Here is a 24,495-nt window from a genome sequence, read left to right on the forward strand (position 1 = left end):
AGTAGATCCTCATAATCGGATATTTCTGTTCAATATCCCCGTAGTTGCCCAGGTATCACGGACTTCTCACCCGCACTTGCCTGCGTCTGTGCGGTTCTCCCGGTGCCGGTCCACAAATCGCCACGTCACGACAGGGATCACCGTGGAACAGCCCGCGACGGCGCGTAACTTGTACGAGCAGAAGGGGATCGTCGCCGAGCGGCGGCGGCCCCGGAGAGGACGACCGTGCGCTCGACCCTGATCTCCCGCCGTGATCTGGACTTCCTGCTCTACGAATGGCTGCGCGTGGAGGAGCTCACGGAGTTCCCGCGGTTCGCCGAGCACTCGCGGCAGACCTTCGAGGGCTTCCTCGACCTGTGCGAAGACATCGCCACCCGCTACTTCGCCCCGCACAACAAGCGCAACGACAGCAACGAGCCGACCTTCGACGGCGAGAAGGTCACCCTGATCCCGGAGGTCGGCGCGGCGGTCGAGGCGTTCACCGCGGCGGGCCTGATCGGTGCGGGCATGGACGAGGGCGTCGGCGGTCTCCAACTGCCCGCGACGGTGCAGGCAGCGGGGATGAGCTGGTTCCAGGCCGCCAATGTCGGCACCACCGCCTATGTGTTCCTGACCATCGGCAACGCGAACCTGATCGCCACGCACGGCAGCGCCGACCAGATCGCGCGGTTCGTCCGGCCGATGCTCGAGGGCGCCGCGACCGGCACCATGTGCCTGTCCGAACCGCAGGCCGGGAGCTCGCTGGCCGATATCGTCACCCGCGCCGTACCCCAGGAAGACGGCACCTACCGCCTGTTCGGCGCGAAGATGTGGATCTCGGGCGGCGATCACGACCTGACCGAGAACATCGTGCACCTGGTGCTGGCCAAGATCCCCGGCGGACCCGCGGGCACCAAAGGGATTTCGCTGTTCATCGTGCCGAAGTTCCTCGTCACCGACGACGGAACCCTCGGCGAACGCAACGATGTCGTGCTTGCCGGGCTCAACCACAAGATGGGCTACCGGGGCACCACCAACACGGTGCTCAACTTCGGCGAGGGCAAGCACACACCCGAGGGTGCCCCCGGCGCGGTCGGCTACCTCGTCGGCGAACCACACCGCGGCCTGTCCTACATGTTCACGATGATGAACGAGGCCCGCCTCGGCGTCGGCCTCGGTGCCACCGCGCTCGGCTACACCGGCTACCTCAAATCCGTCGAGTACGCCAGAACCCGCCACCAGGGCCGCGCCCTCACGACCAGGGATCCGGCCACCGCGCAGATCCCGATCATCGAGCACCCCGATGTGAAGCGAATGCTGCTGGCGCAGAAGGCCTACAGCGAGGGAGCACTCGCCCTGCTGCTGTACTGCAACCGGTTGATCGATCGGCAACGCGTCGCCGCCGACGCCGAGGCCGCCCGCGAGCACACCCTGCTGCTGGAGATCCTCACCGGCGTCGCCAAGAGCTGGCCCTCGCAGTGGTGTCTGGAAGCCAACAGCCTGGCGATCCAGGTGCACGGCGGCTACGGCTACACCCGCGAATACGACGTCGAACAGCACTACCGCGACAACCGGCTCAATCCGATCCACGAGGGCACGCACGGCATCCAGGGCCTGGACCTGCTCGGCCGCAAGGTGATCCAGCACAACGGCGCCGCCCTGGCCCTGCTCGGCGAGCAGATCACCGCGACCGTGACCGCGGCTCGCGCGACCGGCGGCAGGCCCGCCGACCACGCCGAGCAGCTCGACACCGCGTGGCAGCGGCTGCTCGCCGTCACCGCCGCCATGTTCGCCGCGGGCGACACCGCCGCGGCCATGGCCAACGCCACCGTCTACCTCGAAGCGTTCGGGCACATCGTGATCGCCTGGATCTGGCTCGAGCAGGAACTCGCGACCACCGGCAAGGACGACGACTTCCACCACGGCAAGCGGGCAGCCGCGCGCTACTACTTCCGCTACGAGCTGCCAAGGACCACACCGCAACTGGACCTGCTCGCCGCGCTCGACCGAACCACCCTCGACACCGACGAGAGCTGGTTCTGATCGGCGCCGGGTGTCCGCACCATCCGAATGATTCACTAGAGTCTCACTCCAGTGAAGTACACTCGGGGAATGGCAGCCAAGAACACCGGCGTGCGGGCGGCCCGGACCTCGGCCAATCGAGCGAAAATGCTGGCCGCGGCACGGGAATTGTTCACCACCCGTGGGTACACGCCGACCACGATGAAGGCCATTGCCGACGAGGCGGGCATGGCGGTGCAGACGCTGTACTTCACCTTCGCCACCAAGCGCGCGATCCTGTCCGAACTCCTCGATGTCGAGATCGCCGGTGACACCGAACCGGTCGCCACCATGGACCGTCCCTGGTTCACCGCGGCCGTCGCCGACCCCGATCCCGCCGAACAGATCAGGCACCAAGTCGCCGCGGCCGCGACGATCCACGCGCGCGTCGGCCCGCTCCTCGAGGTGATCCGCGCGGCCGCGGCGACCGATCCCGAACTGGCCGAACTCTGGCAGACCAACATCACCCAGCGCCACCTGGTCCAGCTCCGCCTGGCCGAGGCCCTTCTCACCAAAACCCCACTCCGAGCAGGCAACACCGCGGCCCGCGCCGCCGACATCGCCCTCGCCGTGCTCGCACCCGAGACGTACCACCTGCTGGTCCACGAACGCGGCTGGACCGGCGCCGAGTGGGAATCCTGGGCCGCCGATGCCCTCATCCTGCAATTGCTCCCGCCACAACCGCTACACGGGGAAGCGCCTGGAACACCCATACCGGAGGCAGCCCGATGAATGTACTGGTACTGGGCGGCTACGGGGCTGTCGGCACGCACCTCGTCCAACTGCTCCGCGCGCACGGCATCCCGGCGCTCGCGGCCGGACGCGACGCGGCTCGAGCCGACCGCGTCGTCGATGTCACCGCGCCGGACGGATTCGACGCCGCCCTGTCCGGAGTCACGATGGTGGTGAATTGCGCAGGCGTCGAAGACATCCGGGTCGCCGAGGAGTGTGCCCGCCGCGGAATCGTCTTCGTCGAGATCTCGGCGACATCCGGCTATGTGCGAGCCTTGGAATCAGTCGCGGGCCCGGTCATTCTGGGAGTCGGCTTGGCGCCCGGCCTGACCACCCTGCTCGCCGTCGACGCGTTCGCGAGCGACCCGGGTCCGATCGACATCATGATCGGCCTCGGGTCCGGTGAACACCACGGCCCCGCCGCCACGGCCTGGACCTACCAACTGCTGGGGCGGCGCTTCCCCGACCCCGACGGCACCGACATCCGCAACTTCACCCGACCGGCACGCTTCACGATTCCCGAAAAGGCCGAGTACAAACCGTTTCCCGCGGTACGCGCCGACTTCGCCGACCAGCACCGTCTCACCGAGGAACTCGCGGTACCCGTCCGGTCCTACCTGCGCCTGGACTCCCGCCTGGCCACCGCCGGACTGGCCGCCCTCACCTGGCTGCCCGCACTCCGCGCGGTGGCCCCACGGCACCTACCCGGCACCGACCGCTGGGTGATCCTCGCCAGAACCGCCAACGGATCGCAACGGTGGGCGACCGGTCGCGGCCAGTCCCTGGCCACCGCCGCGGTCGCCGCCGCCACAGTCCGGGAATCCGCACACCACCCGATCACCGCCCCAACCTGGATCCACGAACTACTCGACCTCGACACCCTCCGCGACGACCTGTCCGCCACGGGTATCGAGTTCGGGCAGTCCGGGCCCTAGGTCATGTCCGCAGGAACTCGCCGATATCGGCCGCTATCCGGTCCGGGTACTCGCCGTTGATCGCATGCGAGGCCTCGGGATACACCAGAACCGTTCCCGCGCTCAGGGTTTCGCGGGCGTGGCGGGCGGCGTCCGCGCTGTCGTGCATCACCGACCGTCCGGCCAGGATCACCAGCACCGGCATCGGTAACCCCGCCAGTTGCTCGGCACCGAACTGCGTCGGCTGGGGCAATTTCAGCGCATAGGTCTGCATACCGGCCTCGATCATGTCCGCGACCGGCACCTGCTCCACCGGTGCCCCACCGGCGGTCCAGCTGTTGAAGCTGTCGCGCCAGCTCTTCGGCAGCCATCGCACCGAGGCCGGAATCGAGCGCACGATCGTCTCCCACGGCATCGACGCGAACGTCATCGCCGGATCCAGCAGGATCACCCGGCCGATGCCGGCGGGTTCGTGAATCGCCAGATTCGTCGCCGTCCATCCACCGATCGACATCCCCACCAGATCGACGGACTCGTGCGGCAACTGCCGCAACGCCTGGTGCAGCCACCGCGCCTGATCCCGGTCATCGGTGATCGGGCGGCTCTGCACGCTCGCACCCGGTTCACCCAGCAGATCGATGGTGTACACGGTCCGCAGGTCGCGCAGCGACGCCAGGTTGTCCGCCCACACCGGCGATGCCGCCGCCCGGCCCGGGAGCAGTACCAAGGGCGCCTGTTCCGGATTCGCACCGTCGAACCGGTACATCCGGACCACGCCGTACTCGGTCCGCAGATCCAGCGTCGCATCCGGATCGGGCAGGTCGTCCATCGCCCGGTCGTAGGCGGTGAAGAACCTGTCATAGTTCTCGGCCGAGGTGAAATGGCCGACCGGCGTGGTATCGCGCACCACCAGCCACGCCACCAGCACCAGCGACATCAGGCCGACGACTACCCACGGCCATCGACGACGGCGACGCGGCGCGACCGCCTGCGCCGAATCCGCTTCCGACGAATCCGGTTCGAACCTCGGATCTTCGACCGTGGCCGACATCGACCCACCTCCTGTCAGATCTGGCGAACCCAGGCGAGGAGAAAGAGCACCGACACCGCGGCCAGCACCACCGCGACCGGAATCGGCCACACCGGACCACCGGCACCGAGATACCGGCGATCGACCCGATCGATCATCGCGCCCAGACCGAGCAGTCCCGCGGCGGCCACCGCAGTGCCGATCACTCCCACGATCGCGTGCACGATCCAGGCACCGGCCAGTGACGGCCCACCCCACGCATCCACCCAGCCGCCGTCGGAGATGACGAACCCGTAGCCGAGCCCGCGCACCGTCATGATGACCATGAAACATGCCAGGACCAGCGCGGGAAACCACAGCAGCGCCAGCAGTCCCGTATAGATGATCCGCCGCTTGGCCGGGATGTCGCTGCGGTCCGCTGATCCTCGGCGCAGGATCGTCTTCGGCGCGGCGGTGAGTGGATGCGTCAACCTGCCGGGCAGTTGCCGCGCCACCCGCGCATCACCCATCGGCATGACCGGATCTTCATTCGATCGCATCCCGACCTCCCATCGAACCTCTCAACGGTGCAGACACTACCCACAATAGGACATCGATGTCTCATCAATTTACGCCAATATCTCATGACCGCTGCTCGGTGTACCTTTTCTCCATGGTGCGCAACAAGCTCGACGACGAAGCGAAACCCGTACCGAGTGGCCTGCGAACCCGGACCCGCACCGCGATCATGGCCGCCGCGCTCGCCCTCTGGTCCCGCGACTTCGCCACACCACTGAGCGAGATCGCCGCCCGTGCCGAAGTCAGCCGCAGCACCCTGCACCGATACTTTCCCGAACGCCAGGATCTCGTCGACGCCCTGCTGCTGGAATCCCTCCACGTACTCGACAGCATCGCGCGCGCCGCCGCCGACAACACCGACACCGCCTTCGACCACCTCATCTACCTGCTGCGATCCTTCGTGGAAGTGGGCGACCGGGTGGTTTTCCTGTTCGCCGATCCCGGCCGGTTCACCGGGAACCCGCACTGGTCCGACACCGGTGACGTCCCGCTGCGCACGCTGATCACCGCCGCCCAAACCGACGGGGACCTCGATCCGGATCTCCCCGCCGAATGGCTCGAAGGCGTGTTCAACGCCCACATCTACGTGTCCGCCGATACCGCCCAGCGCGGCGGCATCCCCGCGCACGCCATCGCCGACGCCGCCGTGCGCACCCTGCTCAACGGAATCGGCGCACCACGCAGACGCACGAGCTAGTTCGCGGTGGCGGGTCGATCACCGTCTACGCGCTGATGCCGTGGGTCAGGATGGAGGCGAGCTCACGGTAGGCACTCGCGTCATCCAATCCGGTGCCGGCACGGACACCGCCCTGCTGGATGCGCACCATCATGGTGGTGGCCAGTTCGGCGGCGAAAGCCGCGTGCACACCACGGAATTCGCCGGAGCCGACACCGTCGTCGATCAGCTCCTGCACGCGCCGGGCAGCCAGGCGGGTATTGCGTTCGTAGACCGCGCGGGCGGGCGGGAACGCGTCCAGGTCGGCCATGAACTGCGGCGAGGTGACGGCGAGTGCCGCCCCGACGGCCGTGAGGTACGCGGCAACCCGTTCCTTGGCGCCCGTGGTCGCGGCCAGACCGGCCTCCACATCGCCGGTGGCGCGTTTGAAGAAGTGCACAGTCGCGGCGGTGACCAGCTGCTCCTTGCTGCGCGCGAGGGTATAGAGGGTCGACTTCGAGCAGCGGAGCCGGGACGCGATGGTGTCCAGCGTCAGGTGCGCGAATCCCTCGGCGAGGAACAGGTCGACCAGCTCGTCGAACAGCTCGGTTCGGCGGGCCGTCGCGAAGACCGAGGACTGCTCCATGCCAGCGATAGTACTGCGCGACCCCTTGTGGTACTGATCCTCGGACAGTACTTTCATGAGTGACAGAGTACTATTTCCCGTACCAGCCGAAGGAGAACCCCGTGGCAGTCGACCGCCTCCTCCCCACCGACGAGGCGCGCGACCTCATCCACCTGACTCGCGACATCGCCGACAAGGTGCTGACGCCGATCGTGGACGAGCACGAGAAGGCCGAGACCTACCCCGAGGGCGTTTTCGCCACGCTCGGCGAGGCCGGGCTGCTGAGCCTGCCGTATCCGCCGGAGTGGGGCGGTGGCGGTCAGCCCTACGAGGTGTACCTGCAGGTGCTGGAGGAGATCGCCGCCCGCTGGGCCGCCGTGGCGGTCGCGGTCAGCGTGCACAGCCTGGCCTGTCACCCGCTGATGGCGTTCGGCACCGACGAGCAACAGCAGCGCTGGCTGCCGGACATGCTGGGCGGCAACACGATCGGCGCCTACAGCCTGTCCGAGCCGCAGGCGGGCTCCGACGCCGCCGCGCTCACCTGCAAGGCCACCGCGGTCGAGGGCGGCTACCGCGTCACCGGCGCGAAGGCGTGGATCACCCATGGCGGCGTCGCCGACTTCTACAACCTCTTCGCCCGCACCGGCGAAGGCTCCAAGGGAATCTCCTGCTTCCTGGTGCCCGGTGACACCGCCGGGCTGAGCTTCGGCAAGCCCGAGGAGAAGATGGGCCTGCACGCCATACCGACCACCTCAGCCCACTACGACGATGCCTTCCTCCCCACCGAGCGACGGATCGGCACCGACGGCCAGGGTTTGCAGATCGCTTTCAGCGCACTCGATTCCGGACGCCTCGGCATCGCGGCCGTCGCCGTTGGCCTCGCGCAGGCCGCGCTCGACGAGGCCGTCGCCTACGCCCAGGAGCGAACAGCCTTCGGCCGCAAGATCATCGACCACCAGGGCCTGGGGTTCCTGCTCGCCGACATGGCCGCCGCGGTCGACTCCGCGCGAGCGACCTACCTCGACGCCGCGCGCCGACGAGACGCCGGCCTCCCCTATTCCCGCAACGCCTCGGTCGCCAAGCTCATCGCCACCGACGCCGCCATGAAGGTCACCACCGACGCGGTCCAGGTCCTCGGCGGCTACGGCTACACCCGCGACTTCCGCGTCGAGCGCTACATGCGCGAAGCCAAGATCACCCAGATCTTCGAGGGCACCAACCAGATCCAACGCCTGGTCATCAGCCGCCATCTGGCCGGGTGATCCGACCGTCCGCACGGTCGAATACACGTCGGCTCTAGGGAATGGTCGACCCCAGATTCGACGAACCCCAGTCGGCTGATCCGCTGCCATGCGATCCGCCGCCGTTCGATGCGCAGCCGCCCACTATGAGTTCCTGCGGGTTGGGCAGACGATCCGCGGTCTGCGGGCCCGTCTTCACCCGGAAGTAGATCGTCATGGTCCCGTCCGCCGACGGCGTGGGCGCGCCATCGACGGCACGCAGGTCGATCGTTGCCTGCGTGACGTTGCCGTCGGGCTGCGCGTTGCGGTTGTAGGGTGAGTCCGGGAAGGACGGCACCTCCGGGGGAACCCCCGAATGCAGCGGAGGATCGCCCACCCACCTGGCGATCGGCCACGGGATATCCGGCACCGCACGCCACGGCGGCGGCATGTCCGCGACCGGACCAGTCGCGTCAACCATCTCCAAGTCGTTCTCTTCCGCGAACCACCAATCAGGTTGGAAGAAGCGCGAATTGGTGTAGTTCGTCAGGGTGATCGTCGCGGTGCAGTTGTCGTTCGCCACACCGGCGAGCTGAATCCCGCCCGTCTGCGCCGCGGCCTCGCCGATCCCGGCGACCGTTCCCGCGGCCAACGCCACGCTCACAAAGGCAACTCCGGCCCTCGCGCGAAACACTTCGGTGCCCACTCGGTCCACCTTCCGCCACGGCGGCCAGCACGACCATCGCACATGCCACCCGTTCGCCGCCGGTTGCCGAAACTATCGGGTCGGCAAACAGCCAGCAAGGTCCGCTGACCCACCGGCCGTATTCGTATCGCAACCGTGACGGTCGACGATCATCGCTAAAGTGGTTTACATGTTTACTATCTCGGCGGGGGTCGGCGGATGAAGTTCCTGGCGAGCACTCTCGTTCCCAAGCACAGCACCGGCCTCGCGCAGCGGCCGTTGAGCCGCCGCGATCGGTTCCAGGAGGTCGTCGACCTGGCGCAATGGGCCGAGGACATCGGTTACGACGCGTTCGGGGTCGGCGAACGGCACAATCCGGCGCTGCTGTCGTCCTCGCCCGCGGTCATCCTGTCCCACATCGCCGCGCGGACCCGCACGATCCGCCTCGTCACCACCGTCGCGGTGCTCTCGCTGACCGATCCGGTGCGGGCCGCCGAGGACTACGCGACACTCGATCACCTCAGCGACGGCCGGCTCGATCTGATCATCGGCAAGGGTGGTGATCCGGTGGCTCCCACGGTCTTTCAGGTACCGCCGGAGGAGTTGTGGGATCGCCTCGAGGAGTCCTACGAACTGCTTCGCCGCCTGTGGCGGGAAGATTCGGTGACCTGGCAGGGACGATTTCGGCCCCCGCTCTCGGCGGCGACCATCGAACCGCGCCCGTTGCAGCAGCCGGCGCCGCGGGTGTGGCACGGCTCGGCCACCAGCGCGAGGTCCACCGAACTGGCGGCGCGCTGGGGCGATCCGCTGTACTCGGCGAACGGGCTGGGCCGCGTGCAGGCCTATCTCGACCTGGTTCGCCACTATCGCGAACGATCGGCCTTCCACGGCCACGATGCCGACACCGCGATCGTCGCCGTGGGTGTCCACTCCCCGATCATCACCGACCGGTCCCAGGATGCGCTGGCGATCGCCCGCCCGCTCTACGAGGCCTCGGTCCGGAATCACTTCCCCGACCGCGGCCGATTCCCCTTCGACTCGCTCGAGGACTTTCTCGCCAACGGATCGGCGCTGGTCGGCACCGCCGAACAGGTGGCCGAGCGCCTGCTGGATCTCCAAACCGCCTTCGGCAACCAGGTGTTCGGGGTCGGCGTCGAAGGGTTCTTCTCCACCTACACGACCGAACTCGCCACGACGAAGGGCTATCTCGAGCGATTCTTCGCCGAGGTCGCGCCGATCCTTCGCGCGGAACGCCCCACCACCCTCTGGTCCGGTGAACCCGGCGCCGGAGATCGCACGCAGACGGTTGCCTCATGACCGAAACACCACGCCGCCCTGCCAGGGACTTCCCCCAGGCCACCGAGCAGGAATGGGCACTGTGGACGTCGTTCTTCCCCATGGAGGCCGAATTGTGGCAGTGGCTCAGCCGCAGCCTGCGCGCCGACACCGGCCTGTCCGAAGCCGACTGGCAGGTACTCGAGATCCTCGGCAACACACCCGGGCATTCCCTGCGCGCCTTCCATCTGGCCGAACGGATCAAGTTCAGCAAGAGCCGCCTGCATCAACACGCCGCCCGCATGACCACACGCGGCTTTCTGGAACAACATCCCGCGCCCGAGGACGGCCGCGGCACGATCATCACCCTCACCTCCGTCGGCCTGTCCACCTTCCGTGACGCCCAGATCCACCGGGCCCGGCACATCCGCGAGGCGCTCATCGAGGCATTGACCCCCGACGAGGTGGACACCCTCATCGACCTGTCGACGAAGATCCGTCGCACCGTCCGCGAGCTCGGCACCACCTGACCCGCGGATCGGCCGATTTCATCCCGGCGGGCGATCGGGCGCGGCGACATCGGCGAAGCGGCGGGCGAGAACGGCGAAGGCGTCCGCGAGCTCACGGGGCGCCACGTCGGTGACGGCCGCGTCGAATCGGCCGATCGACGCCGCCAAGGCCACCCAGGACCACGAACCGACGACGATCCGGCTCCGACATCGGTCGAGCTCCTCGACGATTCCGTCGTGCACGAACGGAATCACCTCGCGTGCAGGCAGTTCCACCACGACCTCGCCCACGCACGGCCATCCGATCCCCCGCTCTGCCCCCTTGAAACGAGCCGCGAGGAAGTCGCTCACGTCCCCACCGGGCACCGTGCGCGGACTGAAGCGAGGGCCGGTCGGGGTGCGCGGCGTGAGCCGATCGAGTCGATACACCCGCCAGTCGTCGACGTCGAGATCCCAGGCAACGAGATACCAGCGCCCGTTGCCGAACACCACATGATGGGGCTCGGCCCGCCGCGCCGCCGGGGTCGTGTCCGGGTCGCCGCCGACCGAGGCGTAGTCGAAGCGCAGGACCTCGCGCGCCCGCACCGCGGCGTTGACGCCCATGAGCACGCCGGAGTCGACCACCACCGCAGAATCGGCGGGAAGCGTCGTGAACGTCGCACCGTCGATCCGGTGACGCAACCGCGACGGCAACACCTGACGAACGGTCGCCAACGCCCGCAGTGACGCTTCCGCGTCGGCCGCACCCGAGGCCGCGGCGCCCCGCAGCGCGAGCGCCAGCGCGACGACCTGGTCGTCGTCGAACAGCAACGGCGGCAGTTCCGACCCGGCGTCGAGGCGGTAGCCGCCGTCCGGGCCCTTGATCGCGGTGATCCGATAGCCGAGCTCGCGCAGATGGTCGATGTCACGGCGCAAGGTGCGGTCGCTGATCGCCAGCCGCTCGGACAGCACCCGGCCGGGCCAGTCACGCCGCGTCTGCAACAACGAGAGCAGCGTCAGCATCCGCTGCGGGGATCCGGCCATGGCACCATTCTGCGCCGAGAAGCGGACGAAGGATGACCGGTACTGCTGTGAGGCTGAACATGTGGCTCGGAAACACCGGGCCAACAGTGAGAACAAGGAGTCATGGACATGACCGTCAGCGTCACCCCGCACCTGAACTTCCGCGGCGATGCCCGCCGGGCACTGGAGTTCTACCGGACCGTGTTCGGCGGCGAACTGACCATCGCCAGCTACGCCGACATGGGCAATCCCGACCCCGCCACCGCCGACCACGTCGCCTACGGCCAGGTCGTCGCCGAGAACGGCTTCCGCGTCATGGCCTACGACGCCTACCCCCACCTGGCCTGGGATCAGGGACGTGACCCGTTCTTCGTCTCCGTCCGCGGCACCGACCCCGCCGAACTCCAGGGCTACTGGGACAAGCTCGCCGACGGCGCCGAGGTGAACCAGCCGCTCGGGCCCGCGCAGTGGGCTCCGCTCTACGGCCAGCTCACCGACCGCTTCGGTATCACCTGGGTCCTGGACATCGCCGTGGCGTATCCCGCGGCCTGACCTGCCCGATCAGGGCCGGTGGCCGCGGCGCGGCGCCATGTTCGGGGCCCGGTTCCTCGATCCGTCGTGTCCGCCGCGGCAGCCGACTCCGGGCCGGGCGTGCCAGACTGGCAGCGTGAGCGGGTCGACGAAGAAACCCAGTGGGGCGCAACCGAACGAGAAACCGAGGCGTGATCGTGGGGAGGTGATCGGACACGGGCTCCTGTGGCTGGCCAAATGGTCACTGTGTCTCGTCGCGATCGCGGCGGGAGCGTGGGTGCTCGGTTTTGTCGCGGCCAAACTGTGGGTGGTGCTGCTGCCCGTCGCGCTGGCCATCGTGGTGGCCACCATCCTGTGGCCGCCTGCCCGCTGGCTGACCGACCACAAGTTCCCGCCCGCGCTGGCCGCGTCGGTCACCCTGCTCGGGTTCCTCGCGCTGCTGGCCGGGGTCGTGGCGCTGATCGTGCCCTCGGTGGCCGAGCAGGCACCCCAGCTCGCCGACAAGGCCACCGCCGGGATCAACCAGATCCGCGACTGGGTCCAGGGACCACCGTTGCGCATTCGCGACGAGCAGCTCGGTTCCGCGGTCGAGGCGATCGTGGACCGGCTGCAGTCCAGCGGCACCCAGATCGCCAACGGCGTGTTCACCGGTGTCAGCACCGCGACCTCGGTCCTGATCACCATCTTCCTGGTGCTGGTCCTGGTGTTCTTCTTCCTCAAGGACGGCCGCAGGCTGCTGCCGTGGATGCACACCGTGTTCGGCAGCCGCAGCGGCCGCCACGTCGAAGCGGTCCTGGAACGGGTCTGGGCGACCCTGGGCGGGTTCATCCGCACGCAGGCGATCGTCAGCATGGTCGACGCCGTCCTCATCGGCGCGGCACTGTTCATCCTCGATGTCCCACTGGCGCTGGTACTCGCGGTGATCACCTTCATCGGCGGATTCGTCCCGATGGTCGGCGCGTTCGTCGCCGGCGCGCTCGCCGTGCTCGTCGCGCTGGTCGGCAACGGGTTCACCACGGCGCTGATCGTGCTCGGCGTCGTCATCGCGGTGCAGCAGCTGGAAGGCAATGTGCTGCAACCGGTCCTGCAGAGCCGCAGCATGGAACTGCACGCCGTCGTCGTCCTGCTCGCTGTCACCGGCGGCGCCTCCCTCTACGGCATCACCGGCGCCTTCCTCGCGGTCCCGGTCGTCGCGATGGTCGCGGTGATCATCCGCTACATCGGCGAACAGATCGACGCGGCCACCGAACCACCCTCGGACGACACCGAACCGGACGACACCGACGAGGTCGAGGCAGCCCCACCGGCACCGGCCGCCAGCACCTGACCTTCTGAGATGACCGCTCCCTGAACGGTGCCGGGGGCCGTGTAGTGTGCGTCGGGGTTTCTCAAGCGTGTTTGTCCTGCCGATGCTGTGCTCACCGGAAGGGGATCCCTGGATGCCGAGTGACCGGCTGTGTCGCTTCGCCCGGGTAGAACGTGAAACACCTTATGCGGCTTTCGATGTCGATGTTGCCGTGCATGCCTACGACCGATACCTGACCGCACTGGCGGGCCGGGGGCGGGTGCAGTTCGCCGTCAAGGCACGACCGGAACCGCAACTGCTCGAGGCACTCGTGCGCCGGGGTGCGGGGCTCGATGTCGCGTCCACCAACGAGATACGGGCGGCGCTGGCGGCGGAGTGTCCTCCGGAACTCCTCTCGCACAGCAACGTGTTCCGGCACGAACGTGAGATCGCCGAGTCGTTCGATCTCGGCGTTCGGGTGTTCTGCGCCGACTCGGCGGCCGAGCTCACCCGGTTGCGTCGCGCGGCACCCGGCGCGTCGGTGATGCTCCGGCTGACCTGCGCACCGGCCGGGTCGGAGCTGCCGCGCTTCGGTTGTCACGCAACCGAAGCCGTGGCGTTGGCACAGCTGGCCGACGAGATCGGACTCCACGTGGCGGGACTGACCTGGCACGTGGGCACTCAGCAGACCGACCCGGCGCAGTGGCGGACGGCGATCGAACAGGCCGCGGCGGTCTGGTCGGCGATTCGCCGGGCGGGGATCGACGGTCTGCGTGTGCTGAATGTCGGTGGCGGGGTGCCCGCGCGTTATCGCCGCGATGTTCCGACGGTCGAGACCTGTACCGCGACGATTCTCGCCGCTGTCGACGACCACTTCGGCCCGGCCGAGGTGGATGTGGTGGTCGAGCCCGGACGCAGTCTGGTCGCCGAGGCCGGAATCACGGTGGCGCGGGTGAAGTCGGTGCTCGAACGAGGTGGCGGGGTCGCTGTCGTGCTCGATGCCGGGATCTGGAATGCCGGGCTGGTCGAATGCCTGCTCAGCGGCGTGGAGTATCCCGTGCACGCCCTCGACCATCCCGCGAACGCGCCGGACCGTCCGGTGCGGTTGTGCGGACCGACCTGCGATCCGCTCGACGAACTCCGGGTGGCGACCCCCTACCGCTTGCCGGTGGCGCTGGCGCCGGGTGACCGGGTGCTGATCGGCTCGACCGGCGCGTACTGCGCGAGTACGACGGCCACCGATTTCTGCGGCTATCCGCCACTGCCGAACCATGTTCTGCCCGCCCGAGCGATGGAGGTCAGCCGGTGAAGCACGCACTGCCGACGGGTTTCGAGTACCTCGAGCCGATCCCCGAAGACCGCTATACCGAGTGGCTGAACTGCTGGCTGACCGCGCTCGCCGAACCGCTCGGCACGGACCCCGCTGTCCTCGATTTCTACCGCAAAACCTTCCCGGCGGAGCGCGGGCTGGCCATCGCGGATACCGATGGCATGGTGGCGACCAATATTTCGCTCGACACCGAGCTCGTACTTCCCGGCGGCGCCCGGGTTCCGGCTGTCATCGGCACCGGCGGGTTCTGTCATCCGACGCAGACCCGGCGCGGTCTGATGACCCGGCTGCTGGACCGGATCTACGAGCGAGCCGTCGACGACGGCAAGGCGGCCTGTGCCGACTGGCCCTCGGAGTGGCCGATCTATCGCCGGTTCGGCCACGGCCCCGCCGCCTGGTACGACGCGGTCCGCATCGATATCCGTCGAGCCGGTCTTCGAGATGAGGTGCCGGGGGCGGGAATCCGGCTCCGCCGGGTCGAGGGCAACGATGCTCGCGCTACCGCTCGCGATGTCTTCACCCGCAGGTCGCACTCCGCACCGGGGGAACTGATTCCGCCGGACGGCTTCTGGGACCGGTTCGTCACCGATCCCGCCTCGCCCGCGCTGGACGCGCTGTGCACGCTCGGTGATCCCGGCGGTGGCGTGCGGCAGTGTGCCGTCCTCGACGGGCGCGGGTTCGTCTCGTATCGCATCGCGCCCGTGTGGTCCGCCGACAAGGCCCCGGACGGCGTCGTGCACGTGGTGGATTTCCTGGCGGTGGACCCGGAGGCGGCGGGTGCGCTGTGGCGCTTCCTGTTCTCGATCGACATGGTCGCCGAGATCCGGGTACCGCGGCTGCCGGTGGACGATCCGCTGCGCTGGTGGGTCACCGATGCCCGCTGGTTGCGCAGCCGACGCCGTGACGGAATGTGGCTGCGGCTGTTGGACATTCCGGCGATATTGGGCGCGCGGTCGTGGGCGGCGGACGGCACGCTGACCGTGCGCGTGCACGATGCGCGCGGCTGGGCGGCGGGCACCTATCACCTGGAGGTCGGCAAGGGCGTCGGCGTGTGCCATCGCACCACGACCGAGCCGGACCTGGAACTCGACGTGTCGGCCGTGGGCGCGATCGTGCTGGGCGGGACATCGGCGGCCGGACTCTTCCGGGCCGGGGAGATCCGCGGCGACAGCGAGAAGGTGCGGCTGTGGGATGCCATGGCCACCCCGGAACGCGCACCGTTCCTGACCTACGTGCTGTGATCCCCCGATCGATGAACGCGGCAGCAGGAGGTTGTTCGTGCTGGTGACGGACTCGGGTCACCATGACAGCGAGGTCGTCGGGCAGTTGATCGACGACGCCGTCGCGGAATTCACCGCCGCGGGGGTCGGTCCCGGTACCGCGGTGGTGCTGTGCCTGCCCAATGACGTGCGGTGGGTGGCGGCTTACCTCGCGCTCGCCCGGATCGGGGCGGTGAGCGTGCCGTTGAACGCGGGATCGGCGATCAACGAGATCGCGCATGTGCTCGAGGATTCCGGTGCGCGGTTGGTCCTCGTCCCCGCGTCCATGGCGGCCGTACTGGCCGACCGATTTCCGGATCGGCTGTTCTGGCCGGACGGGATGGCAACGGAGGCCCGGATGTCGCCCGGACCGGATTGTCCGGACGAGGTGGCGACGATCGCCTACACGTCCGGCACAACCGGACGGCCCAGAGGTGTCCTGCAGACCCGCCGGGCGGTCACCCTGGGCGGACGCGGCATGGCGGAGCGGTTGCGTTTGACCACCGGCGATGTCGTGCTCACCGCACTGCCGCTCGCCCACTCCTACGGGACGAACGTACTCAATGCCGCCCTGGTGTCCGGCGCGACGGTGGTGGTGCTCCCCCGGTTCGACGAGGCGCACTTCGTCGACACGGCCCACCGATGCGGTGCGACGGTGCTGGCCGGGGTGCCGACGATGTATCGACGGCTCCTGGCCCGGCCGGCAGCGTCGATGCCCAGCTTGCGGTGCGTGGTGTCGGCGGGGCAGAGCGCCGGAGCGGATCTGGCCCTGGAGTGGGAACGTTCGATGGGCGGGGCGTTCGTGGAGGGCTGGGGCATGACAGAACTGGCCGGGTTCGCGACCCTGGCGGCACCGGATCTGCCGGGCCGCCACGGTTCCGTGGGCACCGCCGTACCCGGAGTGCGACTGCGGGCGGACACCGATGGGCCGTTCGGCGACGCCGGCACCGGCGAGCTGTGTGTCGCCGGGCCGATGGTGACACCGGGGCACCTCGGTGCCGCGGACCCGGTCACCGGCGACGGCTGGCTGCGCACCGGCGATCTGGGCAGCATCGGTGCCGACGGGCTAGTGCGAATCGTGGGCCGCACCAAGGAGATCGTGCTCAGCGGCGGGTTCAGCGTCTATCCGGCCGAGGTCGAGCGCGTGGTGGCGCGGCACCCGGATGTCGCGGACGTCGCTGTCGCGGGGCTGCCCGACCCTGTGCGCGGCGAGATCACCTGTGCCTGGATCGTGCCGCGCGCCGGGGCGCGGCTCACCGTCGCGCGGATCGCCGAGTTCTGCCGCCCGCACCTGGCCGGGTACAAGGTGCCGCGCCAGATCGTCGTGGTCCCCGAATTGCCGCTCAGCAGTACCGGGAAGCTGTTGCGGCGGGAACTGCCCGCGCCGCGCGCGGTCGGGGCGCCGACATGAAACACAGTGATGTGCTCGTCGCGGGCGGTGGCCCGGTGGGGTTGGCGACGGCTCTGCTCTGTGCCGCACAGGGTTTGGTGGTGACGGTGCTCGAGGCCGAAGCCGAGGCCGCGGTGCGGGCCGGGAGCCGCGCGATCTTCCTGCACGGCGCCACCCTGCGCACGCTCGGAAAGGCCGACCTCGAACTGGCACAACGCCTTTCGAACCAGGGTCTGACCTGGAGCGGAAAGCACACGCTCTGGGCGGGCCGGACGGTCTACCGCAAGAACTATCCGCAGCCCCGGAGCGGGATGACGCCGCCGTTCACCAGTCTCTCGCAGCGGGACCTCGAGATGGAGCTGCGGCGCGCCTGTCTGGCTGCCGGGGTTCGGCTGGCCTGGGAGACCCCGGTCGAGACCGTGACGGTGCGGCCCGGTCACGTCGAAGTCGGCAGTGGGCATCGGGCGAGTTTCCTGATCGGCGCCGATGGTGCCCGGTCCGCGGTGCGCACCGCGATCGGCACCCGGTTGACCGGAACGCGCAGTGACGCCTCCTTCATCGTCGTCGACCTCGCCGACGATCCCACCGGCCCGCCGGGCGAGCGCGTGTTCCACTACCGGCATCCGGCAGCCGGATACCGCCATGTGCTGACCGCGCCGTTCCGGGGTGGATTGCGCGTGGATCTGCAATGCCGCCCCACCGATGACATCGCCGGACTGACCGCTGACCCCGCGGCGTGGGTCGCACCGCTCGTGCCGAGCGCCACACCGGTCGACGTCACCTGGGTCTCGCACTACCGGTTCCATCAGTCGGTCGCCGACACCTTCGTCGACGCCGGGCGGCGGGTGCTGCTCGCCGGTGAGGCCGCGCATCTGTTCGCCCCCTTCGGTGCTCGCGGGCTCAACTCCGGCATCGCCGACGCGGCCGCTGCCGCCGAAGCCGTGGCCGACGGCCTCACCGGCACTGTCACCCGGGCCGAGGCGGTCACCCGGTACGACACCGTCCGGCGCGCGGCGGCGCTACGCAACCGGGATGCCACGGCTCAGGCACTGCACCAGCTGCTGGCCACCGACCTGTCCACCCGTGCCCGGCAGCGCGCCGCCGCGACCGCCGCCCGGTGTTCGGCGGCCGCCGGCGCGTGGCTGGACCGAATTCCCTACGGCCCCAGGGACGCCGGCATCCCCGACAGCCCCTACTGACCAGGAGCCTCATGGAATCGCTGCTCGACTCCGTGCCGATCCCGGTCTCGGACTTCGCCGACCCCACCACCCGGGCCCTCCTGGCGTGTGACGGCTCGACCACCGTGCTGCTGGAAGCGATGTTGCGGGCACCGGTGACCATCGACGTACTGGAACAGTTCGAGCAGCGAGCCGCCGCGATCCCCCGCGAACCGCGGTGCGCGCTCGAGCTTTCCGGGGTCGACCGGGTTCTGGTGCGGCATTCGGTCCTGCTGGCGCCCGGTGGACGCCCGGTTTCCTGGAATCGTGCGGTGGTCGTCGCGACGGCCGCCAATCCGCTGTATCCGCTGTGCTTCGACCGGACCCGGCCGCTCGGGCCCGCGATGGCGGCGGCCGATGTCTCGCATCGTCGGCGGGTGCTGTCCACCGGGCAGCACCGTCGGCCCGGTGGCGGGCCCGGTCCCGCCGCGGGCAAGTGCTACCTGATCTGTACGGACGGCACGCCCCGGCTGCACCTGACCGAGGTGTACAGCCCGGAACTCTTTCCTCCCCACCTGGCAGTTCGGCGTTCGGTTCCATCCACGTAGACGACCATGAGAGGAACGATTGTGATCATCACTCTGTTCACCCACCGATCCGAGGCAGGCGCGGGCCGTGGCACGGTGCGGCTCGGTGTCGGCGCGGGGATCGCGCTCGCCGTCGGTGCCGGGTTCGCGGCACCGGCCCCGGCCCAGCCGATTCCCGACGCGGACATCGAGGCCGTGTGCGCCGCCCAGACAACGGTCGTCCCGAACCTCCTCGGGGCCGGGTTCACCGCCCAGGACACGATCACCTGCACCGATGCCTCGGGCACGCCCTTGATCTCGGGCCACTCGGACCTGAAGATCGATGGATCCGCCTGCGGGGACAGCACCACCTCGATCACCACCCAGTGGGACGACGGCACCCGGACCGTCACCGAGACCACCGGCCACATCTCCCCCGACGACCGCACCTACCTGGCCACCGGCACCGTCACCGCCGACAGCACCCGCTTCGCCGACGCCTCCGTCACCGTCGCGGGCACCGGTGTCGAGCCGAGTTGCGACAACCCCGTCCTGCCTGCTGCCGCCGCCTATATCGTCACCTTCCACCGTTGACCGAACCCGCCGGCATGCCCAGGGGCATGCCGGCGGGCAGGCGGACGGATCAGCCCAGCCTGCCCATGCCACCGAGCATCGACACCGCTTCGCGGCGGGGGTGGGGACGCCATTCCGTTTCGTGCCAGTCGATGACCGAGGTGACGCCGGGGGGTACGAGGTCGAATCCGTCGAAGAAACGGTGGAACTCGGCGGTCGAGCGCAGCTGGAACGGCACTCCGCTGCGCTGGTTGGCCTCGACGGCGGCGTCGAGGTCTTCGACGGACAGGTGGTCGCTGGTGGCGTGGGTCAGGGTGATGTAGCTGCCGGGGGGCAGGGCATCACGGAGGGTGTGGATGACGTCGTAGGGGTGCATCTCGTCGGTGAGGAAGTGCAGGACCGCGCACAACATCAGGGCCACCGGCTGGTCGAGATCGAGGGTGCCGGTCAGGGCGGGGTGGTTCAGGATCGCGGTGGGGTCGCGCAGATCGCCGTCGATGTAGGCGGTCGCGCCGCTCGGGGTGCTGTCGAGCAGCTCGCGGGCGTGGTAGAGCACGATCGGGTCGTTGTCCACGTAGACCACGCGGGACTCCGGCGCGATCCGCTGCGCGAGCTCGTGCACGTTGCCCGCGGTCGGCAGTCCGGTGCCGATGTCGAGGAACTGACGGATGCCCGCCGTCGCGGCCAGGTACTCGACGGCGCGGCGCAGGAACCGGCGGTTCTCCAGTACCGCGAAGTGGATCGAGGGGAACGCGGCGGCCACGGCGTCGGCCGATCGGCGGTCGGCCTCGAAATTGGCACTGCCGCCCAGCCAGTAGTCGTAGCGGCGAGCCGGATGTGGTCGCGTGACATCCACCCGGTCAGCCGCGGATTCGAAATCCAAGGCGCCCTTCCCTCCTGTCTCGACTACCGTCGATTCCATCAGCCCGAATACGAGACCCGGTGGCGGCGTTCGCGTTTCGCGCCGCCGCGAAAGGCACGGCCATGCTCCTGCAATACAGCCCCTATGACTTCGACGTCCACGCCGATCCCTACCCGTACTATGCCAGGCTGCGGACCGAGTCCCCCGTCTACCGCAACGACACCGACGACTTCTGGGCGCTGTCGCGGTACGCGGACGTGCGCGCGGCGTTGCGCGACTCGGACCGTTTCTCCAGCGCCAACGGGCTGCGGATGGAACCGGCGTTCTGGGGACCGCAGGCCGAGAAGTTCTTCTCCTTCGTCGCCATGGACCCACCCAAGCACACCCGAATGCGGGAACTCGTCGTGCGCGCGTTCACCCAGCGCCGGGTGCAGACGCTCGAACCGCGGTTGCGCGAGATCGCCCGCGCGACGCTGGAGCCGCTGCTCGAGCGGGGCAGTTTCGATCTGATCGCCGATTTCGCGGGCCCGTACCCGACCGATGTGATCTCCGAACTGGTCGGCGTGCCGGAGTCCGATCGTGGGCTGCTGCGCAAACTCGGTATGGAGATCATGTACACCGACGCGGAATCGACCGACCTGCGGCCCGAGGCCATGCAGGCGATCGGCGCGCTCGTCGGCTACTACACCGAGCTGACCATCGCCCGCGCCCAGCACCGGACCGGTGATCTGCTCTCGGCCCTGCTCGACGCCGCCGACGGTGACGACCGGCTCACCCCGGAGGAGATCGTCGGGGTGCTGATCCTGCTGGTCGGCGCCGGGATCGAGACGGTCATGCTGACGCTGGGCAATGCCTGGCACAGCGCCGCCCTGCATCCGGACCAGCGCCGCGCGGCCTTCGGCGGGCGCATCGATGAGTGGATCGCCGAGTCCATGCGCTACGACCCGGCCACCCAGTCCCAACTGCGCACCACGACCACGCCGATCGAGCTCCACGACGTGCCGCTCCCGGCGGGCGCGCGGATCCTGCTGCTCACCGGCTCGGCGCACCGCGACGAATCGGTCTTCGAGCGTCCCGACGTCTTCGACCTGGACCGCGACACCGCGGCCGCGTTGTCCTTCGGCACCGGTCGCCACCACTGCCTCGGCGCGAATCTCGCCCAGCTCGAGCTGCGGGTGGCGTTGCAGGAGATCGTCGCGGCGGTGGCCGACTACGAGATCGACCCGGCGGGGCTGGTGCGGATCCATTCGTCCAACAACCGGGGGTTCGCCGCGCTGCCGACGACGGTCACTCTGCGGTGACCCGAGACCGGGCGTAGCCGGGGGGACGAGATCGTCGCCGGGTACCGTTGGGCGGTGAATCCAGCTGACGCGCGAGCCCTCAGAGACGGCGATCTCGAAACCCGCGAGCACAATCTGCGGCTGCTGTTCGAGCGGGCGGGCGACGGCGACACCTCGGCCAAGGAAGCACTGCGCGCCCTCGTGCGTGACTATCCCGACTACCACCGGTCGCTGTACAGCCGGGCGTTGAACCGGGCGGCCGTCTTCGGCGACGACTCGCTGAAGGCGCCGCTGCTCGCGTCGCTGGCCGACACCCGCTACAACTGCCAGGCGTGGGCCGCGATGGGCTGCGCGGCGCTCGGCTTCGACGAGGCGGTTCCGGGGTTGGTCGCGATGCTCGATCACCCGCAGGAGATCGCGCGCGAGCAGGCGGTGATCGCGCTGGGCACGCTCGGCGACGAATCGGTGGTCGCGGCGCTCGCACCGTTGCTGCGGGACGCGAACACCGGTATGCGCGAGCGGACCGCCGAGGCGCTGGGCGAGATCGGCGGCGACGCGGCCCTGGCCGCGCTCTGGGACGAATTCGAGAACCGCCGCTATTACCGCATCGGCTACATCGCCAGCGCGCTGTCCACCTTCACCCCCGACATCATCCCGCGACTGTGCGAGGCCGCCGAGAGCGACGACCCGGACAAGCGCTACTGGGCCGCCGTCGCGCTCGGTTCGACCGGCGACGATCGGGCCGTGCCGACGCTGGAACGGCTCATGGCACAGGACCGGGGCTCGACCGTTTTCGACGGCATGGTGAGCGTCGCCGCGAAGAAGGGCCTGCGCACCCTTCGCCGAATCCAAGCCGCCATCGCCGCCCGCGAATCCCGCTGACCCGACCCGCCATCCACTGCCCGGTTCGTCCGTTCCCGGTAGGGTTCGCCTGTGTTGACGGGGAATTCGCCGACCGGCCCGGGAATGTCGGTGCGCTGGTCGGTGGCGGGACTGTTGCTGGTGTCGATCGTCGCCATCGTGCTGGGTCGGTTGTGGCTGGCGGATCACGCCGGTGACCTGACCGCGGCGGTGCGGCCGGGGTGGCGTTCGCGAACACTGGTCGACTCGCCGATGACCCTGCAATTGCTGCTGCCGTGGGCGGGCGGGGCCGTGGTGGCGTTCGCGTTGCTGTGGCGCAGTCCGCAACTGTGGGCGCGGGTTTCGCTGCTGGCGACGGTGCCGACGGCACTGATCACCGCCTTCCCACCGATCGGCGCGAAGTACCTGCACGGCACCGAACGGGTGGTGGTCTCGGGTGCGCCCGCGTGGAGCGCCCTGACGGTCGCGGCGGGATTTCTGCTCGCCGCCGCGGCGGGGCGGGTGTTGACCCGGCCGCTCGCCCTCGATGTCGCCGAGTCCGGTGTGCGCCTGCGGTTTCGGTTGCGCGGCAATGGCGCCCGGTTGATCGTGGCCGAGGACCGGATCCGCCTCCTGCGGCCTCGGGTGATCGATCCCGCGCACAATCGGGTCAAGGAACTGAACACCCTGGCGATTCCGTTCACGCGTGTGGAATCGGTCGGCCCCGTCCACCTCTCCGGTGTGCCCGAATTCCATCGAATGCCCAATGGCACCGCCGTGGCACTCACCGAGGGGCCCGGGCTGCGGATCACCGGCTCGGGTCAGGAGTGGGTGCTACCGGTCGACGATGCCGAGTCGATCGCGGACCTGGTGCGTGCCCGGGCACACACCCGCACCGGTGCGGTGGGCCCGGCACCGACGCCTGAGCAGTGGCAGCAGGCCATGCAACGCAGAGCGGCCATCCGTCGATCGGGGTCGGGCAAGGGTAGTCAGGCACCGCGCTACTACGGACTCGGTGTCGCGTTGTTCGGCGCGTTGACCGCGGCCTCGTTCGTCGCCAACGACGGGTGGTTCGGAAAGCTGGCGGGCGCCACCGTGTTCGGCCTGGGCGCGCTGGGATGTTCGGTGGGGTGGCTGTCCGCTCACGACGCAGTGCGCGTTGGCGAGGAGTGGCCCGAACCGCCAACTCAGGACCATATCGACTGAGTGACCCTGTTCGCCCCACCGGCATGCCGGGGTCCGGGCTGCCGAGGGGAGTCCGAGGGAGTCGACACCACTCGTCGCCGCTGGAAGGGTCCAGGTGTGCCTTCGAGCAGCATGCGCCGGCAGTCCAGCAGGAAGGCTGCCATGAGCGGAGACAGCAGCGCGGGTGCGGTGGGCGCGAACACGATCCGGTGATGACCGGGCGCCACGACGAACTCCGCACAGCGCACCCTGGCAGTGCTGGTGACCGCCCACCGAGAATCGAGGACCGACACATTCGCGATGACGGCGAAGGGCACATCGTCGCCGTCGAAGACGGTGAAGCTCAGCCGCTTTCCACCGTCCCGCCGGACCTGGATACCTCCCACCGAACCACCTGCCGGGTGGTCCATCCGCAGCGCACCTTCCGAGCTGTGCACCGGGTACGCCGCTCCCCCGTCGGCCGCCCGCACGGCGTCGAGTCGTCGCCCCACACGCTGGGCGGACCACACTCGCTTCCCGCTACGGTCCGTCACCGTGTGCTCATCGACCCGCCACAGCACCTCGTCACCGGCGGCGGCATCGGCGAACTCCACGGCACGGCGGCGGGCGCGCAGGGACATCAATGCCATGAACAGCAGCGAGCCGACAACCGACACATCGACGACCACCGCGAAGAACACGCGGTTCCCCCACCCCGCGACGATGTCCCGATAGGCCTCGCCGAACGGGCCGATCCGGATCGCGACCTGCTCGCCGACCCGGCCACCACTGCCGCTGCGCACGGTGTCCCGCCGGAGATCACCGTCGGCTGTCGTCCAGACCCCCTCGCACGTCCGTTGTTTGGTACCGCGCGTGCAGTCGACGATCTGCGCCTCGGTCCGATGCCCGACGGTGAACGCCCACACCGCCGGCGCCGCGAACCCGTTGAACACCAGCAGCAGCACGCCGATCAGCCCGATGGCCAGAACTCTCTTCGAACGCATCGCTGGTCG

25 protein-coding genes are annotated in these 24,495 nt (G+C 69.1%); 18 read left to right on the top strand and 7 right to left on the bottom strand.

From position 1 onward, the window contains the following. Nucleotides 1-225: 225 nt before the first annotated feature. The 3 genes from ACFVVM_RS08030 to ACFVVM_RS08040 all read left to right on the top strand — a co-directional run bounded on the left by ACFVVM_RS08030 (nucleotide 226) and on the right by ACFVVM_RS08040 (nucleotide 3,707). On the top strand, nucleotides 226-2,022 hold the full coding sequence (locus ACFVVM_RS08030; protein WP_387614512.1) for an acyl-CoA dehydrogenase: 1,797 nt from the start codon (nucleotides 226-228) through the stop codon (nucleotides 2,020-2,022). Nucleotides 2,023-2,091: 69 nt separating this feature from the next. Then, entirely contained in the window at nucleotides 2,092-2,772 is a 681-nt protein-coding gene (locus ACFVVM_RS08035) for a TetR/AcrR family transcriptional regulator (protein WP_387614515.1), read from the top strand. Next, nucleotides 2,769-3,707, top strand: a complete 939-nt coding sequence (locus ACFVVM_RS08040) for an NAD-dependent epimerase/dehydratase family protein (RefSeq protein ID WP_387614518.1) — start codon at nucleotides 2,769-2,771, stop codon at nucleotides 3,705-3,707. Before ACFVVM_RS08035 ends, ACFVVM_RS08040 begins: the two co-directional genes overlap by 4 nt. 1 nt (nucleotide 3,708) lies before the next feature. Here the strand turns inward: ACFVVM_RS08040 and ACFVVM_RS08045 are convergent, their stop codons facing one another. Both ACFVVM_RS08045 and ACFVVM_RS08050 read right to left on the bottom strand, forming a co-directional pair. Then, nucleotides 3,709-4,737, bottom strand: coding sequence for an alpha/beta fold hydrolase (locus tag ACFVVM_RS08045; RefSeq protein ID WP_387614520.1), 1,029 nt, complete (start codon nucleotides 4,735-4,737; stop codon nucleotides 3,709-3,711). Nucleotides 4,738-4,751: 14 nt separating this feature from the next. After that, nucleotides 4,752-5,255 carry a hypothetical protein gene (locus tag ACFVVM_RS08050; RefSeq protein ID WP_387614523.1) on the bottom strand — a complete coding sequence of 168 codons (504 nt, stop codon included), beginning with the start codon at nucleotides 5,253-5,255 and terminating at the stop codon, nucleotides 4,752-4,754. 113 nt (nucleotides 5,256-5,368) lie between these two features. On the opposite strand from ACFVVM_RS08050, the gene ACFVVM_RS08055 reads away from it, so the two are divergent. Then, nucleotides 5,369-5,971: a TetR/AcrR family transcriptional regulator gene (locus ACFVVM_RS08055; RefSeq protein WP_387614526.1), complete on the top strand. Its 603-nt coding sequence runs from the start codon at nucleotides 5,369-5,371 to the stop codon at nucleotides 5,969-5,971. A 25-nt stretch (nucleotides 5,972-5,996) separates the two neighbouring features. Here ACFVVM_RS08055 and ACFVVM_RS08060 read toward each other — a convergent pair whose 3' ends face one another. Next, nucleotides 5,997-6,575: a TetR/AcrR family transcriptional regulator gene (locus tag ACFVVM_RS08060; protein ID WP_387614529.1), complete on the bottom strand. Its 579-nt coding sequence runs from the start codon at nucleotides 6,573-6,575 to the stop codon at nucleotides 5,997-5,999. A 101-nt stretch (nucleotides 6,576-6,676) separates the two neighbouring features. Between ACFVVM_RS08060 and ACFVVM_RS08065 the strand changes: the two genes are divergently transcribed. Beyond that, on the top strand, nucleotides 6,677-7,816 hold the full coding sequence (locus tag ACFVVM_RS08065) for an acyl-CoA dehydrogenase family protein (RefSeq protein WP_387614532.1): 1,140 nt from the start codon (nucleotides 6,677-6,679) through the stop codon (nucleotides 7,814-7,816). 34 nt (nucleotides 7,817-7,850) lie between these two features. Here ACFVVM_RS08065 and ACFVVM_RS08070 read toward each other — a convergent pair whose 3' ends face one another. Beyond that, nucleotides 7,851-8,480: a hypothetical protein gene (locus ACFVVM_RS08070; RefSeq protein ID WP_387614534.1), complete on the bottom strand. Its 630-nt coding sequence runs from the start codon at nucleotides 8,478-8,480 to the stop codon at nucleotides 7,851-7,853. A gap of 198 nt (nucleotides 8,481-8,678) precedes the next feature. On the opposite strand from ACFVVM_RS08070, the gene ACFVVM_RS08075 reads away from it, so the two are divergent. Together ACFVVM_RS08075 and ACFVVM_RS08080 are read left to right on the top strand one after the other, a co-directional pair. Continuing rightward, the gene (locus ACFVVM_RS08075) at nucleotides 8,679-9,776 is read left to right on the top strand and encodes an LLM class flavin-dependent oxidoreductase (protein WP_387614537.1); all 1,098 of its coding nucleotides are present in this window, start codon (nucleotides 8,679-8,681) and stop codon (nucleotides 9,774-9,776) included. Then, nucleotides 9,773-10,264 carry a MarR family winged helix-turn-helix transcriptional regulator gene (locus tag ACFVVM_RS08080; RefSeq protein ID WP_387614540.1) on the top strand — a complete coding sequence of 164 codons (492 nt, stop codon included), beginning with the start codon at nucleotides 9,773-9,775 and terminating at the stop codon, nucleotides 10,262-10,264. The genes ACFVVM_RS08075 and ACFVVM_RS08080 overlap by 4 nt, the downstream gene beginning before the upstream one ends. An 18-nt stretch (nucleotides 10,265-10,282) precedes the next feature. Here ACFVVM_RS08080 and ACFVVM_RS08085 read toward each other — a convergent pair whose 3' ends face one another. Further along, a complete protein-coding gene (locus tag ACFVVM_RS08085) occupies nucleotides 10,283-11,266 on the bottom strand; it encodes a helix-turn-helix transcriptional regulator (protein WP_387614543.1) in 984 nt (327 codons plus the stop codon). A gap of 108 nt (nucleotides 11,267-11,374) precedes the next feature. Here ACFVVM_RS08085 and ACFVVM_RS08090 point away from each other — a divergent pair, with 108 nt between their 5' ends. The 8 genes from ACFVVM_RS08090 (at nucleotide 11,375) to ACFVVM_RS08125 (ending at nucleotide 19,357) form a co-directional block, all read left to right on the top strand. Next, nucleotides 11,375-11,797: a VOC family protein gene (locus ACFVVM_RS08090; protein ID WP_387614546.1), complete on the top strand. Its 423-nt coding sequence runs from the start codon at nucleotides 11,375-11,377 to the stop codon at nucleotides 11,795-11,797. Between the two features lie 184 nt (nucleotides 11,798-11,981). After that, nucleotides 11,982-13,103, top strand: a complete 1,122-nt coding sequence (locus ACFVVM_RS08095) for an AI-2E family transporter (RefSeq protein WP_387614548.1) — start codon at nucleotides 11,982-11,984, stop codon at nucleotides 13,101-13,103. A 190-nt stretch (nucleotides 13,104-13,293) separates the two neighbouring features. After that, on the top strand, nucleotides 13,294-14,370 hold the full coding sequence (locus tag ACFVVM_RS08100) for a hypothetical protein (RefSeq protein ID WP_387614551.1): 1,077 nt from the start codon (nucleotides 13,294-13,296) through the stop codon (nucleotides 14,368-14,370). Further along, nucleotides 14,367-15,632 (top strand): GNAT family N-acetyltransferase, encoded by a 1,266-nt coding sequence (locus tag ACFVVM_RS08105; protein ID WP_387614553.1) that lies wholly within the window; start codon nucleotides 14,367-14,369, stop codon nucleotides 15,630-15,632. Before ACFVVM_RS08100 ends, ACFVVM_RS08105 begins: the two co-directional genes overlap by 4 nt. 37 nt (nucleotides 15,633-15,669) lie before the next feature. After that, nucleotides 15,670-17,061: a class I adenylate-forming enzyme family protein gene (locus ACFVVM_RS08110; protein ID WP_387614555.1), complete on the top strand. Its 1,392-nt coding sequence runs from the start codon at nucleotides 15,670-15,672 to the stop codon at nucleotides 17,059-17,061. Further along, entirely contained in the window at nucleotides 17,058-18,239 is a 1,182-nt protein-coding gene (locus ACFVVM_RS08115; protein ID WP_387614557.1) for an FAD-dependent monooxygenase, read from the top strand. The genes ACFVVM_RS08110 and ACFVVM_RS08115 overlap by 4 nt, the downstream gene beginning before the upstream one ends. Before the next feature lie 11 nt (nucleotides 18,240-18,250). Continuing rightward, complete coding sequence (locus tag ACFVVM_RS08120; RefSeq protein ID WP_387614560.1) at nucleotides 18,251-18,805, top strand: chorismate--pyruvate lyase family protein; 555 nt, start codon at nucleotides 18,251-18,253, stop codon at nucleotides 18,803-18,805. 21 nt (nucleotides 18,806-18,826) lie between these two features. Then, complete coding sequence (locus tag ACFVVM_RS08125; RefSeq protein WP_387614563.1) at nucleotides 18,827-19,357, top strand: hypothetical protein; 531 nt, start codon at nucleotides 18,827-18,829, stop codon at nucleotides 19,355-19,357. A 49-nt stretch (nucleotides 19,358-19,406) separates the two neighbouring features. Here ACFVVM_RS08125 and ACFVVM_RS08130 read toward each other — a convergent pair whose 3' ends face one another. Further along, nucleotides 19,407-20,219: an SAM-dependent methyltransferase gene (locus tag ACFVVM_RS08130; protein WP_387614566.1), complete on the bottom strand. Its 813-nt coding sequence runs from the start codon at nucleotides 20,217-20,219 to the stop codon at nucleotides 19,407-19,409. Nucleotides 20,220-20,278: 59 nt separating this feature from the next. Between ACFVVM_RS08130 and ACFVVM_RS08135 the strand changes: the two genes are divergently transcribed. The 3 genes from ACFVVM_RS08135 to ACFVVM_RS08145 are packed head-to-tail and all read left to right on the top strand — an operon-like array spanning nucleotide 20,279 to nucleotide 23,524. Beyond that, nucleotides 20,279-21,499: a cytochrome P450 gene (locus ACFVVM_RS08135; protein WP_387614569.1), complete on the top strand. Its 1,221-nt coding sequence runs from the start codon at nucleotides 20,279-20,281 to the stop codon at nucleotides 21,497-21,499. A 54-nt stretch (nucleotides 21,500-21,553) separates the two neighbouring features. Continuing rightward, the gene (locus tag ACFVVM_RS08140; protein ID WP_387614572.1) at nucleotides 21,554-22,360 is read left to right on the top strand and encodes a HEAT repeat domain-containing protein; all 807 of its coding nucleotides are present in this window, start codon (nucleotides 21,554-21,556) and stop codon (nucleotides 22,358-22,360) included. Between the two features lie 51 nt (nucleotides 22,361-22,411). Beyond that, nucleotides 22,412-23,524 (top strand): hypothetical protein, encoded by a 1,113-nt coding sequence (locus ACFVVM_RS08145; RefSeq protein WP_387614575.1) that lies wholly within the window; start codon nucleotides 22,412-22,414, stop codon nucleotides 23,522-23,524. On the opposite strand, the gene ACFVVM_RS08150 is transcribed toward ACFVVM_RS08145, so the two are convergent. After that, entirely contained in the window at nucleotides 23,506-24,486 is a 981-nt protein-coding gene (locus ACFVVM_RS08150; protein WP_387614578.1) for a hypothetical protein, read from the bottom strand. The two genes, ACFVVM_RS08145 and ACFVVM_RS08150, sit on opposite strands and share 19 nt — an antisense overlap. Nucleotides 24,487-24,495 lie beyond the last annotated feature (9 nt).

The organism is Nocardia sp. NPDC058176 (assembly GCF_042883805.1).
Taxonomy (GTDB): Bacteria; Actinomycetota; Actinomycetes; order Mycobacteriales; family Mycobacteriaceae; genus Nocardia.